Raw genomic sequence first — 14,113 nt, forward strand, 5'->3', positions numbered from 1 at the left:
TCGTGCACTGACCGGCCCCGGCATGCACTTGCTGCACCTTTTAAAACACTTGTTCGGGACTCTGGTTCGGAAATTGCTACTTTCTATAAGTCGTAAGCGCTCCAGTAACAATCATTCCGCGCCACAAGCGCTCATATTGGTTCTTAGGGATTGAATAATGAAAAAAGCATTGCTGACCCTTTCTGCACTGGCGTTGTGCATGGCCGCCGGCTCCGCGCTGGCCAAGGAATACAAAGAACTGCGGTTTGGCGTTGACCCTTCCTACGCACCGTTCGAGTCGAAAGCGGCAGACGGCAGCCTGGTTGGCTTCGACATCGATCTGGGCAACGCGATCTGCGCCGAGCTGAAGGTCAAGTGCAAATGGGTTGAAAGTGACTTCGACGGCATGATTCCGGGCCTCAAGGCCAATAAATTCGACGGTGTGATCTCGTCGATGACCGTTACCGAAGCCCGCGAAAAAGTCATCGACTTCTCCAGCGAGCTGTTCTCCGGCCCGACGGCCTACGTGTCGAAAAAAGGTTCGGGCATCACCGACGACGTCGCTTCCCTGAAAGGCAAAACCGTCGGCTACGAGCAAGGCACCATCCAGGAAGCCTATGCCAAAGCCGTGCTGGACAAAGCCGGCGTGAAAACCCAGGCCTATCAGAATCAGGACCAGGTGTATTCCGACCTGACCTCGGGCCGTCTCGATGCGGGCATTCAGGACATGTTGCAGGCCGAACTGGGCTTTCTGAAGTCGCCGCAAGGCGCTGATTATGAAGTCAGCAAGCCGGTCGACAACCACTTGCTGCCAGCCAAGACCGCTGTCGGTATTAAGAAAGGTAACACCGAGCTGAAAGCGCTTTTGGATAAAGGTATCAAAGCGTTACACGATGACGGCAAATACGCCGAGATTCAAAAGAAACACTTTGGCGATCTGAATCTGTACAGCGGCAAATAATGCCCCGGCGCCCATCCTCGATGGGCGCCTTTTTCATTCAGTCAGGTTGCTGATTTATGTTCGAAACCCTCTTACAAAATCTGGGGCTCTCCGCCTTCAGCCTCAAGGGCTTTGGCCCGTTGCTGTTGGAAGGCACCTGGATGACCATCAAATTGTCGGCGTTGTCGCTGCTGGTGGCCGTGTTGCTCGGCCTGCTCGGCGCCAGTGCCAAGCTGTCAAAAGTCAAACTGCTGCGCCTGCCCGCCCAGCTCTACACCACGCTGATTCGCGGGGTGCCGGACCTGGTGCTGATGCTGCTGATCTTCTACAGCCTGCAAACCTGGCTGACGACGCTCACCGATTACCTGGAATGGGAATACATTGAGATCGACCCGTTCAGCGCCGGGGTCCTGACCCTGGGCTTCATTTACGGCGCGTACTTCACTGAAACCTTCCGCGGGGCGATTCTCGCCGTGCCGCGCGGTCAGGTCGAAGCCGCCACCGCCTATGGTCTCAAGCGCGGCCAGCGCTTTCGCTTCGTGGTGTTCCCGCAAATGATGCGCTTCGCCCTGCCGGGCATCGGCAACAACTGGATGGTGATGCTCAAGGCCACTGCGCTGGTTTCGATCATCGGCCTGGCCGATCTGGTCAAGGCCGCGCAGGACGCCGGCAAGAGCACCTATCAGCTGTTTTACTTCCTGGTGCTCGCCGCGTTGATTTACCTGCTCATCACCAGTGCCTCGAACTTCATCCTGCGCTGGCTCGAACGCCGCTACGCCGCCGGTGCAAGGGAGGCCGTACGATGATCGAACTCCTGCAGGAATACTGGAAAGCCTTCCTTTATACCGACGGTCAGAACATCACTGGTCTTGCGATGACGATGTGGCTGCTCAGCGCCTCGATCTTCTTCGGCTTCATCGTGTCGATTCCGCTGTCGATCGCCCGGGTCTCGCCGCACTTCTACATTCGCTGGCCGGTGCAGTTCTACACCTACCTGTTCCGTGGCACGCCGCTCTATATCCAGCTGCTGATCTGCTACACCGGGATCTACAGCCTGGCCGCCGTGCGCGCGCAGCCGCTGCTCGACAGTTTCTTTCGCGATGCGATGAACTGCACGATCCTGGCCTTCGCCCTGAACACCTGCGCCTACACCACGGAGATTTTCGCCGGGGCGATCCGCAGCATGAACCACGGCGAAGTCGAAGCGGCCAAGGCCTACGGCCTGACCGGCTGGAAGCTGTATGCCTACGTGATCATGCCGTCGGCGCTGCGCCGTTCGTTGCCGTACTACAGCAACGAAGTGATCCTGATGCTGCATTCGACCACCGTGGCTTTCACCGCGACCATCCCCGACATCCTGAAAGTCGCGCGGGACGCCAACTCGGCGACCTTCCTGACCTTTCAGTCGTTCGGCATCGCCGCGCTGATCTACCTGACCATCACCTTTGCGCTGGTCGGCCTGTTCCGTCTTGCCGAACGCCGATGGCTGGCGTTCCTCGGCCCGACCCACTAGGACCCTTTAGAGATGCGTCATCAGATACACGACCTGCTGGCCCCGCTGCCGGGGACCGCTCGACAGATCCACAGCTTTCATTTCGGCCCGGACAAGGCCCAGGGCAAGATCTACATTCAGTCCTCGCTGCACGCCGACGAACTGCCCGGCATGCTCGTGGCCTGGCACCTCAAGCAGCGTCTGGCGGAGCTTGAAGCCGCCGGCCGCCTGCGCAGCGAAATCGTGCTGGTGCCGGTAGCCAACCCGGTCGGCCTCGAACAGGTGCTGATGGATGTGCCGCTGGGCCGCTACGAACTGGAGAGCGGGCAGAATTTCAACCGCTGGTTCGTCGACCTCAGCGAAGAAATCGGCAACGAAATCGAAGCGCAACTGAGCGACGACCCGCAGCGCAACCTTGAGCTGATCCGTTCCAGCCTGCGCAACGCCCTCGCCCGCCACACCGCCACGACTCAGCTGCAATCCCAGCGCCTGACCCTGCAACGGCTGGCCTGCGATGCGGACATGGTGCTCGACCTGCATTGCGATTTCGAATCCGTGGTTCACCTCTACACCACGCCCGAGGCCTGGTCGCAGGTCGAGCCGCTGGCGCGCTATATCGAATCCCAGGCGAGCCTGTTGGCCACCGACTCCGGCGGCCAGTCGTTCGACGAGTGCTTCACCCTGCTGTGGTGGCAATTGAAGGAGCGCTTCGGCGACCACTTCGAGATTCCACTGGGCAGTTTCTCGGTCACCGTCGAGTTGCGCGGTCAGGGGGATGTCACCCATCCGCTGGCCAGTCGCGATTGCCAGGCGCTGATCGATTACCTGATCCATTTCGGCGCCATCGTCGGCGAACCCAAAGCCTTGCCGGCCCTGGCACATCCCGCCACACCGCTGGCCGGTGTGGAACCGGTGGCCACTCCTGTCGGCGGGCTGCTGGTGTACAGCGCCACGCCCGGCCAGTGGCTGGAAGCCGGGCAGAAAATCGCCGAAATCATCGACCCGATCAGTGACCGGGTCACGCCAGTCCATTGCACCGCTTCCGGTCTGCTCTATGCCCGCTCGCTGCGGCGCATGGCCACCGCCGGGATGGTGATCGCCCACGTCGCGGGCGCCGAAGCCTATCGCAGCGGCTATCTACTTTCGCCTTGAGGATGTCTGTCCCATGTACAAATTGACCGTTGAAGGCCTGCACAAAAGCTATGGCGACCATCAGGTGCTCAAAGGCGTCTCGCTCAAGGCCAGGACCGGCGATGTGATCAGCCTGATCGGCGCCAGCGGCTCGGGCAAAAGCACCTTTTTGCGCTGCATCAACTTTCTCGAACAACCCAACGACGGCGCGATGAGCCTCGATGGCCAGGCGATCCGCATGGTCACCGACCGCCACGGCATGCACGTCGCCGACGCCGATGAACTGCAACGCCTGCGCACACGGCTAGCGATGGTGTTCCAGCACTTCAACCTGTGGAGCCACATGACCGTGCTGGAAAACATCACCATGGCCCCGCGCCGGGTGCTGGGCTGCAGCAAACAGGAAGCCGACGACCGCGCCCGGCGTTATCTGGAAAAGGTCGGTCTGCCGGCACGGGTGGCCGATCAGTATCCGGCGTTCCTCTCCGGCGGCCAGCAGCAACGGGTGGCGATTGCCCGAGCCTTGGCGATGGAGCCGGAAGTCATGCTGTTCGACGAACCGACCTCGGCGCTCGATCCGGAGCTGGTCGGCGAAGTGCTCAAGGTGATTCAGGGCCTGGCCGAAGAAGGTCGGACCATGATCATGGTCACCCACGAAATGAGCTTTGCCCGCAAGGTGTCGAGCCAGGTGCTGTTCCTGCATCAAGGGCTGGTGGAGGAGGAAGGCGCGCCGGAAGAAGTGCTGGGCAATCCGAAGAGCGAACGCCTGAAGCAATTTCTCAGCGGCAATCTCAAGTAAAACTATTGCCCGGTCGGCGCGGTCATTGAAGGAACATCTTCAGAGCACACGTCGCCGGCATGGGCACCTCCACCGACTTCGCCAAACACTGGTTCAGCGCCCGCGACTGGAAGCCGTTCGCCTTTCAGAAACAGGTGTGGGCCGCGGTCAAACGTGGCGAATCCGGCCTGCTGCATGCCAGCACCGGCGCCGGTAAAACCTACGCGGTGTGGTTTGCCGCGCTCAATCGCTTTGCCCGCTCCGGGCCTGTTGCTGAAACCACCCGTAAACGCAAACCGCCCGCCGAACCGCTGACTGTCTTGTGGATCACCCCAATGCGGGCGCTGGCCGCCGACACCGCGCGCGCCCTGCAAGCGCCGCTGGACGATCTGCAGATCCCCTGGAGCGTCGGCCTGCGCACCGGCGACACCGGCAGCAGCGAACGCGCCCGGCAGAACCGGCGCCTGCCCACCACGTTGATCACCACCCCGGAAAGCCTGACCCTGATGCTCGCCCGTGCCGACGCGCAAACGGCGCTGTCGACGCTACGCATGGTCGTGGTGGACGAGTGGCACGAATTGCTCGGCAACAAGCGCGGCGTGCAATTGCAACTGGCCCTCGCCCGCCTGCGGCGCTGGCAGCCGGGGCTGATCGTCTGGGGCGTTTCCGCGACGCTCGGCAATCAGTCCCACGCCGAACAAGTGCTGATCCCACTAGGCGGTGGCGTGAGTATTCAGGGGCAAAGCGAAAAGTCGCTCAAGGTCGATACCTTGCTCCCACCGGCCATCGAGCGTTTTCCCTGGGCCGGGCATATCGGCTTGAAGATGTTGCCGCAGGTGGTCGCCGAACTGGACGTCTGCGCCAGCAGCCTGGTGTTCACCAACACCCGGGCGCAGTCGGAAATCTGGTACCAGGCCTTGCTGGAAGCGCGGCCGGACTGGGCCGGATTGATCGCCCTGCACCACAGCTCGCTGTCCCGGGACACTCGCGACTGGGTCGAGCAGGCGCTGAAGAACGGTCAACTCAAAGCCGTGGTCTGCACTTCAAGCCTGGATCTGGGGGTGGATTTCCTGCCGGTGGAGCGGGTGCTGCAAATTGGCTCGGCCAAAGGCGTGGCGCGACTGATGCAGCGTGCCGGGCGTTCGGGGCATGCGCCCGGTAGAACGTCACGGGTCACCCTGGTGCCAACCCACAGCCTGGAGCTGATCGAAGCCGCGGCCGCTGGCGATGCCGTGGCGCAGCGGCGGATCGAACCGCGACTGTCACCGCACAAACCGCTGGATGTGCTGGTGCAGCATCTGGTCAGCATGGCCCTGGGCGGTGGCTTTGTTCCCGATGAGCTGTACGAAGAAGTCCGTGGTGCCTGGGCCTATCGCGACCTGACACCAGCAGACTGGGCCTGGGCGCTGGCGTTCGTACGCCACGGCGGGATGTCGCTGACGGCTTACCCGGATTACCGCCGGGTCGAGCCGGATGAGCACGGGATCTGGCGCGTTCCCGATGCGCGACTGGCGCGCCGCCATCGCATGAGCATCGGCACCATCGTCAGCGATGCCGCGATCCATTTGAAATTCTGGAGCAAGGGCGGAGGCGGCAAACAGCTGGGCAGCGTTGAAGAGGGCTTTATCGCCCGCCTCAAGCCCGGCGACGGTTTTCTGTTCGCCGGGCGCTTGCTGGAACTGGTGCGAGTGGAAAACATGACCGCCTACGTCAAACGCAGTACCGCGAAAAAAGCCGCCGTACCGCGCTGGAATGGCGGGCGCATGCCGCTCTCCAATGAATTGGCCGAAGCCGTGGTCAGCCGCTTCAGCGCGGCGGCACACGGTGAGTTTGCCGGCCCGGAAATGCACGCCTTGCGCCCGCTGCTGGAAATACAGATGCGCTGGTCGGGCCTGCCGACAGACAACAACCTGCTGGCTGAAGTGCTGAAATCCCGCGAAGGCTGGCACCTTTTCCTCTTCCCGTTTGCCGGACGTCAGGTGCATCTTGGGCTGGCCAGCCTGCTGGCATGGCGGGTCAGTCAGCGCCTGCCTGTGACCTTCTCGATTGCGGTAAACGATTACGGACTGGAACTGCTCAGCGCCACGCCCGTTGACTGGTCCGTGCAACTGGATGGCGCGCTGCTCAGCCCTGGGGATTTATTGAGAGACGTGCTGGCCAGCCTCAATGCGGGCGAACTGGCGCTGCGCAGGTTTCGGGAAATTGCGCGGATTGCCGGCCTGGTGTTCGCCGGCTACCCCGGCGCGCCGAAAAGTACACGTCAGGTGCAGGCCTCCAGCGGGCTGTTTTTCGAAGTGTTCAAACAATACGACGCCGACAACCTGCTGCTGGCCCAGGCCGGGGAAGAAGTCCTGCGGGAAGAACTGGATATTCGTCGACTTGAACAGACATTGGAGCGGATCAATCGGATGAAACTGGACATGCACTTGATCAAACGTCCGACACCGCTCGGCTTTCCATTGCTGGTGGAGCGCATGCGCGAAAGCATGAGTTCGGAAAAACTTGCCGACCGGATCCGGCGCATGGTCGGCGATCTGGAGAAAACCGCCGACAAGGGCCAATCCCGATGAATGCGCCCTACCCCGTGCGTCTGGCAGGCGAAGAACTCTGGTTGCTGCCGGAAAAGGCGCTGTACTGGCCGGCGCAACAGGCGCTGCTGATTGCCGACGTGCATTTCGGCAAGGCGGCCGCTTATCGTCGACTTGGCCAACCGGTGCCGCAGGGCACTACGACGAGCAATATCGCGGTGATCGAGCAATTGCTGGCGAAGCTGCCGTGTCGGCAACTGATCTTTCTGGGGGACTTTCTGCACGGACCTGGCTCCCACGCCCCCGACACCTTGCAGGCTTTGGCGCAGTGGCGGGCGCGTCATGCCGACCTGCCGATGACGCTGATTCGCGGCAATCACGACAAGCGGGCGGGCGATCCGCCGCTAGCGCTGAACATCCGGGTGGTGCCAGAGCCGTTGCTGCTAGGGCCCTTCGCGTTGCAACACGAGCCGGATCCGCACCCTGAGCGGCACGTCCTCGCAGGGCACGTACACCCGGTTTATCGATTGATCGGCAAGGGGCGTCAGCGTTTACGGCTGGCGTGTTTCAGGCTCGGAGAACGCATCAGCCTGCTGCCGGCCTTTGGTGCCTTCACCGGTGGTTTTCCAGTGGAGAAGGAAGACAGCTGTCGGATCTTTGTCATTGGCGACAACGAAATATGGCCCGTCGGCTGAAGTCCTGTTCAGGATTCAGCCGACGGGCCATGCATTCAATCACGCGACGGGCGCGGGTGGCGGTTTGTCCGGCAACGTAGGTTCGCCGGGCTCGGTCGGTTCTTCGTTGGGGGTATCGGGATCGGGCTGGTGAGGGATTCCGCCGGCCGTGGTGATGGGTGGGTGTGCCAACAACGACCAGGCCATTACGCCAACCTGATTGGGCTCGAGCCTTGCCAGTTCGGCAGTGATTTGCGGATCGATCTTCATGGAGCACTCCTCGGCGAAGGCCCGTCCCGCTGTTCGCGAAACGGGCAGTACACCTCATAGAGTGTCTACCCGCCGAAGAATTCCCGGTAACTGCCGGATGGACGGATCAGGTGCGCGGCAGGGTCACGCCACGCTGGCCCTGGTATTTGCCGGCACGGTCCTTGTAGGACACTTCGCATTCCTCGTCGGATTCGAGGAACAGCATCTGCGCCACGCCTTCATTCGCGTAGATCTTCGCCGGCAGGTTGGTGGTGTTGGAGAACTCCAGGGTCACCTGGCCTTCCCACTCGGGCTCGAGCGGGGTGACGTTGACGATGATGCCGCAACGGGCGTAAGTGCTCTTGCCCAGGCAGATGGTCAGGACGTTGCGTGGAATACGGAAGTATTCAACGGTCGTGGCCAAGGCAAAGGAGTTCGGCGGAATGATGCAGACATCGCTGTGGACGTCGACAAAACTGCCGGCGTCGAAGTTTTTCGGATCGACGATGGCCGAATTGATGTTGGTGAACACCTTGAAATGATTGGTGCAACGCACATCGTAGCCGTAGCTCGACACACCGTAGGAGATCACACGGCTGTCGTCACTGCCACGTACCTGGCGCTCGACGAACGGCTCGATCATGCCGTGTTCCTGCGCCATGCGGCGAATCCACTTGTCCGATTTGATGCTCATGGCGGGTGTCCTGAATAGCGAGGTGGAAAAAATCTGTCCGGCATCTTACCGGGCGCGCCGCCGGGTTCAAAGTCCGGGCTGCAAATCTCGGCGAACGTGCAGGAATTACGCGCCCTGGCGACGAACCGTCACACCGTCGATCCCTAAAACAGAGAAACCTTCGCAAGAAGCATTGGCACGTTCCGGAAAAAGGGTTAAGGTGGCGCCACTGTGCTGCTTGTGTCACTGAGAATCTCTACACGATATGTTGAATTTCGATCCAACCATCTACAAGAATTTTTCCTGCTCTTTGCACTCAGTCTCGGCCAGGGTTCTTCCTGAGTCGCAGTTATCTTTGTTCAAGGAGTTACACCATGTCTAATCGCCAAACCGGTACCGTTAAGTGGTTCAACGATGAAAAAGGCTTCGGCTTCATCACTCCACAATCCGGTGACGACCTGTTCGTTCACTTCAAAGCTATCCAATCCGACGGCTTCAAAAGCCTGAAAGAAGGCCAACAGGTTTCTTTCATCGCTACCCGCGGTCAGAAAGGCATGCAAGCTGAAGAAGTACAAGTTATCTAACTTGTAGCTTCTTTAGTAAAAGGCCCCGCCCTCAAAAGCGGGGCTTTTTTGTGGGCGTCTGTTTTTCCAGGCGCAAAAAAACGCAGCCTGCGAAGGCTGCGATCTTTTTTGTTGTTTACCAGGCGACGCCGAAGCCGGCGGTGTAGCGGGTTTTGCTCAGATCCGCGTCCTCGGTGCCGCTGATGATGTCGCGTTCGGCCTTGAGGTTGAGCGAGGCCCAGTCGGTGACCTTGTAGCGCAGGCCCATTTCCGCATCCAGCGCGTAGTCGGCCACGCCGGACAACGGCTTGCCGACCTCGCCATTGGTGAAGAACTCGACCTTCTTGCCGATCAGGTAGCGGTTGTAGTCCCACTTCATGGCGACCGAATAGAAGTTGTCCTTGCTGCCATCGCGGTACTCGTAATCGGTTCGGTTGAGCAGCGAACCCAGGGAGAACGCTCCCAGTTCATCGTCCCAGAACTGGTAACCCGGACCGGTACCGACCACGCGCTGGCGGGCCAGCTCTTCAATGTGATCACGCTTGTAGTTCAGGCGGCCCTGCCAGAACCATTGATCAGTGAGGAAGCGGTCGAGCGAGTACTCGGCGCGCCAGTTATCGGTGGTGGTCACGTCGTCCTGCACTTCGCGGTTGTATTCGCCTTCGGCGGTATGGCGCCAGCGGCCGTGACGAGCAGTGGTCTTGAAGCCGACATCGTAATCATCGGTATCTTTCTCGGCACGCTGGTAGTCGAGCGCCAGGTCAACGTTGCCCTTCCACACCAGATCCTCGACCACCGGTTTGGGCTTGAGAATCTGCTGAATGCTCGCCAGTTCCACGGTTTTCGGCGCTTCGCCGTTGGCCAGGGTGACCTTGCCGTCTTCGGCGGCGCTCAGCGACTTGGCCTTCTCGCCGTTGTAGGCGTCCTGTTTGACCAGCAACTCCTGATCACTTTCCAGGGTCTTGACCTGCTTCCAGTCGATGGTGACGGCACCGGCGTACTGGGTCTGGACCAGCAACTTGCCGCCGTCGAACAGCGTGATTTTGCCGCTCAGCTTGTCACCGTTCTTCAACCAGACGGTGTCGGCAAGCAAAGGTGTGGACGCACTGAAGACAGCAAGGCACAGCAGGGTTCTGGACAACATAAGCGAATCGAAGACTCAAGTTTGCGAAAAAAGGGTCGGCATTATCCGTAGGAATAATTCCCTGACAAGGAGTGACCCGGCTAATTCTGTTGAGTTCATTTCTCAATTGCCCATCCACCGATTACGCTTACGGCCATAAGGCGATCAAGTTCAGGAACCGCGCACGTGACAGACCCGATGCATGCCTGCGAAAACGATCCGCAAATCCGACGCACGGCACTCTATTCGACCCTCGCCCAAGTGCCCGAGGGCAAAGTCGTCAGCTATGGTCAGTTGGCCGAACTGGCGGGGTTGGGGCGCGCCGCCCGCTGGGTCGGCCGGACCCTGAGCCAATTGCCCGGCGACACCAAGCTGCCCTGGCACCGCGTACTCGGCGCCGGCGGTCGGATCAGCCTGCCGGCGGGCAGCCCGTCCGGGGACGAACAGCGCGCGCGATTGCGCATGGAGGGCATCACCGTCCTGAACAATCGTGTGGATATTCGGCGCCATGGCTGGCGTCCGGTAGAGCACAGCGGTTAGAGTGCGCGCTTTGTTTTCGCAATCTTGAGGCAGACTTCAGCCCATGCCCCGTAAAACCTGGCGCGCCGCGCTCGCCGCCTATGCCAGTCCTTCGACGCTCGTGCTGTTGTTGCTGGGTTTCGCCGCCGGCCTGCCGTACATGCTGGTGTTCTCGACACTTTCGGTCTGGCTGCGTGAAGCCGGTGTGGCCCGCGAGACGATCGGCTACGCCAGCCTGATCGGTCTGGCCTACGCCTTCAAATGGGTCTGGTCGCCCCTGCTCGACCAATGGCGCCTGCCGTTGCTCGGCAAGCTGGGTCGTCGCCGTTCGTGGCTGGTACTTTCACAAACGCTGGTGATCCTCGGTCTGATCGGCATGGGCTTTTGCGACCCGCAAAAACACCTGTCCTGGCTGATCGCTATCGCGGTGGTGGTTGCATTCGCCTCCGCCACTCAGGATATCGCCGTCGACGCCTATCGCCTGGAAATCGCCGAAGACAGCCGTCAGGCCGCGCTGGCCGCCAGCTATATGTCCGGCTATCGGATCGCCGCCCTGCTCGCGACCGCGGGTGCGCTGTTCTTCGCCGAGGGCTTCGGCTCTACAGGATTCAAGTACCAGCATTCGGCCTGGACCGGCACCTACGTGCTGTTCGGCGCCCTGATGGTCCCTGCCCTGCTCACCACTCTGCTGATGCGCGAGCCGCCGGTGCCGTTGCGCACCCAGTTGCAGGCGGGGCGTTACACCTTCATGCATCAGTTGATGTCGGTATTCGTGCTGATCATTTTGCTGGTCTCCGTACCGGCCATGTTCACCCAGCTCTACAACACCGATTTCGCCAGCGTGCTGTTTGGCGACATGAGCCCGCTGGACCTGCTGCTGGAAGACCGGGCGTTCCTGCGTGCCATTCTCTACACCACGCTGACCTGCCTGTGCCTCTCGGCCATGGGCCGTCGCGGTCTGGCGCCGGTGCTGACACCGGTCAACGACTTCATCCTGCGCTACCGCTGGCAGGCACTGCTGCTGCTGGGCCTGATCGCCACCTATCGGATGTCCGACACGGTGATGGGCGTGATGGCCAACGTGTTCTACATCGACCAGGGTTTCACCAAGGACCAGATCGCCAGCGTCAGCAAGATCTTCGGTCTGATCATGACCCTCGTCGGCGCCGGCATGGGCGGCCTGCTGATCGTGCGCTTCGGCATCCTGCCGATCCTGTTCATCGGCGGCGCCGCGTCGGCGGGCACCAATCTGCTGTTCCTGATGCTGGCCGACATGGGCCCGAACCTGCAGATGCTGGTGGTGACGATTTCCCTCGACAACTTCAGTTCGGGCCTGGCCACGTCGGCGTTCGTCGCCTACCTGTCGAGCCTGACCAACCTGAAGTTCTCCGCCACCCAGTACGCCCTGCTCAGCTCGATCATGCTCCTGCTGCCACGCCTGATCGGCGGCTACTCCGGGGTGATGGTGGAGAAATTCGGTTATCACAACTTTTTCCTCATCACCGCGCTGCTCGGCGTTCCGACCCTGGTGCTGATCGCCCTGCACTGGTTCCAGGAAAGCCGCCGCGAAGGCCCGACGCCGACCCCGGAACCTGCACCGACCTCCGTCGTGGAAGAATCGTAAGACATCTCGCACCCGGCGAGAGGGTTCGCGCCGGGGTTGCACTTCTGTACGTCGGCGGATCTCGCCGTTACACTGCTCCGTCATTTCCAGTCATAGCAACCGACAACGGCCAACCATGCGCACCAGTCAATTTTTGCTCGCCACACAGAAAGAAACGCCTTCCGACGCGGTCGTGATCAGCCACCAGCTGATGCTGCGCGCCGGCATGATCCGCAAACTCGCCTCGGGCCTGTACACCTGGCTGCCGATGGGCTTGCGAGTAATGCGCAAGGTGGAAGCGATCGTTCGCGAAGAAATGGACGCCGCCGGCTCTCTGGAAGTGTTGATGCCGAGCACCCAACCGGCCGAGCTGTGGCAGGAATCGGGACGCTGGGAAGAATACGGCCCTGAGCTGCTGCGCATCAAAGACCGCCACGGTCGTGATTTCTGCGCGGGCCCGACCCACGAAGAAGTGATCACCGATCTGATGCGCAACGAGTTGAGCAGCTACAAACAGCTGCCGATCAACCTGTACCAGATCCAGACCAAATTCCGTGACGAAATCCGTCCACGCTTCGGCCTGATGCGCGGTCGCGAATTCATCATGAAGGACTCGTACTCCTTCCATGCGGATCAGGCGTCGCTGCAGGTCACCTATGACCGCATGCACGATGCGTACTGCAACATCTTCACCCGCCTGGGCCTGAAGTTCCGTCCGGTGGAAGCCGACAACGGTTCGATCGGTGGCGCCGGTTCCCACGAATTCCACGTGCTGGCCGAGTCCGGTGAAGACGATATCGTCTTCAGCAACGGCTCCGACTATGCGGCGAACATCGAGAAAGCCGAAGCCGTGCCGCGTGAAACCTCGCGCGCCGCGCCAAGCGAAGAGCTGCGTCTGGTCGACACGCCAGACACCAAGACCATCGCGGCCCTGGTGGAGAAATTCAATCTGCCGATTGAAAAGACCATCAAGACCCTGATCGTGCACGCCGAAGAAGAAGGCAAGCTGATCGCCCTGATCATCCGTGGCGACCACGAGCTGAACGAAATCAAGGCTGCCAATCAGCCAGGCGTTGCCAGCCCGCTGGTCATGGCCTCCGATGCCGAACTGCGTGACGCCATTGGCGCCGGCGCCGGTTCCCTCGGCCCGCTGAACCTGCCGCTGCCGATCATCATCGACCGTTCGGTCGAGCTGATGAGCGACTTCGCCATCGGTGCCAACATCGACGACAAGCACTACTTCGGCGTGAACTGGGAGCGTGATCTGCCGGTTCCGACCGTGGCCGACCTGCGCAACGTCGTGGCCGGCGACCCGAGCCCGGACGGCAAGGGCACCCTGGAAATCAAGCGCGGCATCGAAGTCGGACACATCTTCCAGCTGGGCAACAAGTACAGCAAGGCGATGAAGTGCGAAGTGCTGGGCGAGAACGGCAAGCCGGTGACCCTGGAAATGGGTTGCTACGGTATCGGCGTGTCCCGCGTGGTGGCTGCCGCCATCGAGCAGAACAACGACGAGAACGGCATCATCTGGAGCGACGCCCTGGCACCGTTCCAGATCGCTCTGGTGCCACTGCGCTATGAAACCGAGCTGGTGCGTGAAGCCACCGACAAGCTGTACGCGGAACTGACCGCGGCCGGCTTCGAAGTGCTGCTGGACGACCGCGACAAGAAAACCAGCCCGGGCATCAAGTTCGCGGACATGGAGCTGATCGGCATTCCGCACCGGATCGTGGTCAGCGACCGCGGCCTCGCCGAAGGCAACCTGGAATACAAGAGCCGTACCGAAGGCCAGGCGCAAGCGCTGCCGGTTGCCGACGTGCTGTCCTTCCTTCAGGCCCGTATCCGCCGCTGAAACCAGATA

Annotated in this window: 14 protein-coding genes; 11 read left to right on the forward strand and 3 right to left on the reverse strand. The window is 61.1% G+C overall.

What is annotated here, in order from left to right; translation table 11 throughout:
• Nucleotides 1-157 precede the first annotated feature (157 nt).
• The 7 genes from JKA62_RS05985 to pdeM are packed head-to-tail and all read left to right on the forward strand — an operon-like array spanning nucleotide 158 to nucleotide 7,543.
• Nucleotides 158-940: a transporter substrate-binding domain-containing protein gene (locus JKA62_RS05985; protein WP_011332769.1), complete on the forward strand. Its 783-nt coding sequence runs from the start codon at nucleotides 158-160 to the stop codon at nucleotides 938-940.
• A 56-nt stretch (nucleotides 941-996) separates the two neighbouring features.
• On the forward strand, nucleotides 997-1,725 hold the full coding sequence (locus tag JKA62_RS05990) for an ABC transporter permease (RefSeq protein WP_085647837.1): 729 nt from the start codon (nucleotides 997-999) through the stop codon (nucleotides 1,723-1,725).
• A complete protein-coding gene (locus JKA62_RS05995) occupies nucleotides 1,722-2,432 on the forward strand; it encodes an ABC transporter permease (protein ID WP_011332767.1) in 711 nt (236 codons plus the stop codon). Before JKA62_RS05990 ends, JKA62_RS05995 begins: the two co-directional genes overlap by 4 nt.
• Before the next feature lie 12 nt (nucleotides 2,433-2,444).
• Entirely contained in the window at nucleotides 2,445-3,563 is a 1,119-nt protein-coding gene (locus JKA62_RS06000; RefSeq protein ID WP_201816838.1) for a succinylglutamate desuccinylase/aspartoacylase family protein, read from the forward strand.
• Between the two features lie 13 nt (nucleotides 3,564-3,576).
• Nucleotides 3,577-4,341: an ABC transporter ATP-binding protein gene (locus JKA62_RS06005; RefSeq protein ID WP_039771333.1), complete on the forward strand. Its 765-nt coding sequence runs from the start codon at nucleotides 3,577-3,579 to the stop codon at nucleotides 4,339-4,341.
• A gap of 59 nt (nucleotides 4,342-4,400) precedes the next feature.
• Nucleotides 4,401-6,890, forward strand: a complete 2,490-nt coding sequence (locus JKA62_RS06010; protein WP_201816841.1) for a ligase-associated DNA damage response DEXH box helicase — start codon at nucleotides 4,401-4,403, stop codon at nucleotides 6,888-6,890.
• The gene (pdeM, locus tag JKA62_RS06015) at nucleotides 6,887-7,543 is read left to right on the forward strand and encodes a ligase-associated DNA damage response endonuclease PdeM (protein WP_011332764.1); all 657 of its coding nucleotides are present in this window, start codon (nucleotides 6,887-6,889) and stop codon (nucleotides 7,541-7,543) included. The genes JKA62_RS06010 and pdeM overlap by 4 nt, the downstream gene beginning before the upstream one ends.
• Nucleotides 7,544-7,582: 39 nt before the next feature.
• Here the strand turns inward: pdeM and JKA62_RS06020 are convergent, their stop codons facing one another.
• Both JKA62_RS06020 and dcd read right to left on the reverse strand, forming a co-directional pair.
• Nucleotides 7,583-7,792: a hypothetical protein gene (locus JKA62_RS06020; RefSeq protein ID WP_011332763.1), complete on the reverse strand. Its 210-nt coding sequence runs from the start codon at nucleotides 7,790-7,792 to the stop codon at nucleotides 7,583-7,585.
• Between the two features lie 106 nt (nucleotides 7,793-7,898).
• Nucleotides 7,899-8,465: a dCTP deaminase gene (gene dcd / locus JKA62_RS06025; protein WP_007954988.1), complete on the reverse strand. Its 567-nt coding sequence runs from the start codon at nucleotides 8,463-8,465 to the stop codon at nucleotides 7,899-7,901.
• 353 nt (nucleotides 8,466-8,818) lie between these two features.
• Between dcd and JKA62_RS06030 the strand changes: the two genes are divergently transcribed.
• Nucleotides 8,819-9,028: a cold-shock protein gene (locus JKA62_RS06030; protein WP_002554837.1), complete on the forward strand. Its 210-nt coding sequence runs from the start codon at nucleotides 8,819-8,821 to the stop codon at nucleotides 9,026-9,028.
• Between the two features lie 115 nt (nucleotides 9,029-9,143).
• Here JKA62_RS06030 and JKA62_RS06035 read toward each other — a convergent pair whose 3' ends face one another.
• Nucleotides 9,144-10,151 (reverse strand): DUF481 domain-containing protein, encoded by a 1,008-nt coding sequence (locus tag JKA62_RS06035; RefSeq protein WP_011332762.1) that lies wholly within the window; start codon nucleotides 10,149-10,151, stop codon nucleotides 9,144-9,146.
• A 177-nt stretch (nucleotides 10,152-10,328) separates the two neighbouring features.
• Here JKA62_RS06035 and JKA62_RS06040 point away from each other — a divergent pair, with 177 nt between their 5' ends.
• The 3 genes from JKA62_RS06040 to JKA62_RS06050 all read left to right on the forward strand — a co-directional run bounded on the left by JKA62_RS06040 (nucleotide 10,329) and on the right by JKA62_RS06050 (nucleotide 14,104).
• Nucleotides 10,329-10,670, forward strand: a complete 342-nt coding sequence (locus JKA62_RS06040; RefSeq protein ID WP_011332761.1) for an MGMT family protein — start codon at nucleotides 10,329-10,331, stop codon at nucleotides 10,668-10,670.
• Between the two features lie 43 nt (nucleotides 10,671-10,713).
• Nucleotides 10,714-12,273, forward strand: coding sequence for an AmpG family muropeptide MFS transporter (locus JKA62_RS06045; RefSeq protein WP_011332760.1), 1,560 nt, complete (start codon nucleotides 10,714-10,716; stop codon nucleotides 12,271-12,273).
• Nucleotides 12,274-12,388: 115 nt separating this feature from the next.
• Entirely contained in the window at nucleotides 12,389-14,104 is a 1,716-nt protein-coding gene (locus JKA62_RS06050) for a proline--tRNA ligase (protein WP_011332759.1), read from the forward strand.
• The last annotated feature ends 9 nt before the right edge of the window (nucleotides 14,105-14,113 follow it).

The organism is Pseudomonas sp. B7, from assembly GCF_016735645.1.
Classification (GTDB): domain Bacteria; phylum Pseudomonadota; class Gammaproteobacteria; order Pseudomonadales; family Pseudomonadaceae; genus Aquipseudomonas; species Aquipseudomonas glycinae.

Bases quoted from the DNA above. Each gene is read 5' to 3' on its own strand.
- JKA62_RS05990 (WP_085647837.1), top strand. From the start codon at position 997: ATGTTCGAAACCCTCTTACAAAATCTGGGGCTCTCCGCCTTCAGCCTC.
- JKA62_RS06020 (WP_011332763.1), bottom strand. From the start codon at position 7,792: ATGAAGATCGATCCGCAAATCACTGCCGAACTGGCAAGGCTCGAGCCC.
- JKA62_RS06005 (WP_039771333.1), top strand. From the start codon at position 3,577: ATGTACAAATTGACCGTTGAAGGCCTGCACAAAAGCTATGGCGACCAT.
- JKA62_RS05995 (WP_011332767.1), top strand. From the start codon at position 1,722: ATGATCGAACTCCTGCAGGAATACTGGAAAGCCTTCCTTTATACCGAC.
- JKA62_RS06010 (WP_201816841.1), top strand. From the start codon at position 4,401: ATGGGCACCTCCACCGACTTCGCCAAACACTGGTTCAGCGCCCGCGAC.
- pdeM (WP_011332764.1), top strand. From the start codon at position 6,887: ATGAATGCGCCCTACCCCGTGCGTCTGGCAGGCGAAGAACTCTGGTTG.
- JKA62_RS05985 (WP_011332769.1), top strand. From the start codon at position 158: ATGAAAAAAGCATTGCTGACCCTTTCTGCACTGGCGTTGTGCATGGCC.
- JKA62_RS06030 (WP_002554837.1), top strand. From the start codon at position 8,819: ATGTCTAATCGCCAAACCGGTACCGTTAAGTGGTTCAACGATGAAAAA.
- JKA62_RS06050 (WP_011332759.1), top strand. From the start codon at position 12,389: ATGCGCACCAGTCAATTTTTGCTCGCCACACAGAAAGAAACGCCTTCC.
- JKA62_RS06000 (WP_201816838.1), top strand. From the start codon at position 2,445: ATGCGTCATCAGATACACGACCTGCTGGCCCCGCTGCCGGGGACCGCT.
- JKA62_RS06040 (WP_011332761.1), top strand. From the start codon at position 10,329: ATGCATGCCTGCGAAAACGATCCGCAAATCCGACGCACGGCACTCTAT.
- dcd (WP_007954988.1), bottom strand. From the start codon at position 8,465: ATGAGCATCAAATCGGACAAGTGGATTCGCCGCATGGCGCAGGAACAC.
- JKA62_RS06035 (WP_011332762.1), bottom strand. From the start codon at position 10,151: ATGTTGTCCAGAACCCTGCTGTGCCTTGCTGTCTTCAGTGCGTCCACA.
- JKA62_RS06045 (WP_011332760.1), top strand. From the start codon at position 10,714: ATGCCCCGTAAAACCTGGCGCGCCGCGCTCGCCGCCTATGCCAGTCCT.